The organism is Robiginitalea sp., assembly GCF_049588695.1.
In the GTDB taxonomy this organism is placed as follows: Bacteria; Bacteroidota; Bacteroidia; order Flavobacteriales; family Flavobacteriaceae; genus Robiginitalea.
The window spans coordinates 1-1,613 of sequence record NZ_JBAVZJ010000177.1; the positions used below are offsets into that span (position 1 = coordinate 1).

At 48.9% G+C, this 1,613-nt stretch carries 2 protein-coding genes; both read right to left on the reverse strand.

The features are described 5' to 3' along the window. A partial coding sequence (locus WBV75_RS04330) for an FGGY family carbohydrate kinase (RefSeq protein WP_424119425.1) occupies positions 1-383 on the reverse strand: 383 nt, incomplete at its 3' end. A gap of 241 nt (positions 384-624) precedes the next feature. After that, a complete protein-coding gene (locus tag WBV75_RS04335) occupies positions 625-1,530 on the reverse strand; it encodes an AraC family transcriptional regulator (RefSeq protein WP_424119426.1) in 906 nt (301 codons plus the stop codon). Between the last annotated feature and the right edge of the window lie 83 nt (positions 1,531-1,613).

Genomic DNA, 1,613 nt, shown 5'->3' on the forward strand with positions numbered 1-1,613 from the left:
AATTGTGCCTGGCATCGGGTTGCGCCTACTTCCTCCAGGGTCTGATCGCCAATGGAAACGGCCCGGCTATCGCACCAGATAATGGCCGGCCGAACGGAACGACCTGCCTTGTCGAGGGTGACCAGCCCGTGCATTTGATACGCGATGCCTATTCCGGAAATATCCTCGGAGCTGACACCCGTGTTGGAAAGGAGTTCACGGGTACCCTCACAAATACACCTCCACCAGAGTTCGGGGTCCTGTTCGGCCCAACCGACACGGGGCGCATCAATGGCAAGTTCTTCTGCCGGGGTTTTAATAACGGCAATGCTTTCTCCGGTCTGGGTATCGACCAGAGCTGTTTTTAAAGAAGAACTCCCCAGGTCGTAGCCGATAAAAAACATAGAGATGATAAGGTTAGAGGCGTATTGCTTGTCCCCCCTAAGATAAAAAAACCCTGGTATTTACCGGTTGAAAACTTTAGGTCATTGGGCGGGCCGCTGGCCAACGGATGATCGTGGGAGGGAACAATTTTCCGAATCCAATCCGGGCGGCAATAAAAGTACAGAACTCGAAACCTTAACGCGTTTGATTTAATAAGGTGCCTCAACCCTTGAATCCGGGGACATATAAAAGGCTCCCGAATTACCCGGCTTCCTCTTCCTTGAATGGTAAATACACCTCAGCTTTCCACTGCAGGGCATCACCCCCCATATTGGGGTTATTAAAGAAAACCTCCACCGGGGACTCTTCTACCCTCAGTTCATTTTTTTCGGCATAGTCCAAAAGTGCATACCACGCCCGGTCCGAGGTGATGTAGTTTCCGTTATAGGTGGCTTTCAACGCCCGTTTCGGAAAAATACGATTGTATTTGATGTCCGGATGCTGGGGCAAATTATCGGAACGGATGATGGGGAAACAAAAGCGATATTCCAGACTATCCGTTTCCCTGTCCCACTGATCTACAAGGATCATGGGCGGGCCGTTCAACGTGACGTTACTTCGGACCAGTACATCGCTGAGCATCAGGTAGGTATCCATCATACCTCCTGCCTTTCTGTGCTGGTCGGTTTTGAGATCCACATAGGCGTAAAAAGTGCTCGGCAGTTCGGCCTCTCCGTCGATTTGTACTTTAAAGAGATCGATATGATCGTTGAGATCATTGACAAAATCAGTAATGTGTTTTACCCCGGAGCGCTCAACTTCGGCCTCGGTAAAGGGAACCAGGAGTTTGTTTTTCCAGCTGTGGTCCCGGTCTTTGATCCGTACGGTTACTTTGGAAGTGTTCTCGGTCAGCGGGGTTATCTCCCAATTGTAAATATGGACAGAATCTCCGGCCTGTACGTGCTGTTCAAGGTGGTATAGATCTTCCTGTACTAAGGGGCTTCCGGGGACTCCGGCTGTTTTATTCCAGAGTTTTATAGACTGGTTGATTGTGCCGGGAAACGTATTGGCCTCAAAGCGGATGACGTAATCATAGGGATAAATGATAAAATAGCCCACAAACGCTATAAGCAGAACAACCAGAATCCCAAATGCAATTTTTTTCATGTAGTGTAATTAAAACAGCCCCGTACCGAAATCAATTAGTTGTTGTTTGTTACGGAAACGGCGGCGACCTCTTTGTTGTCTTC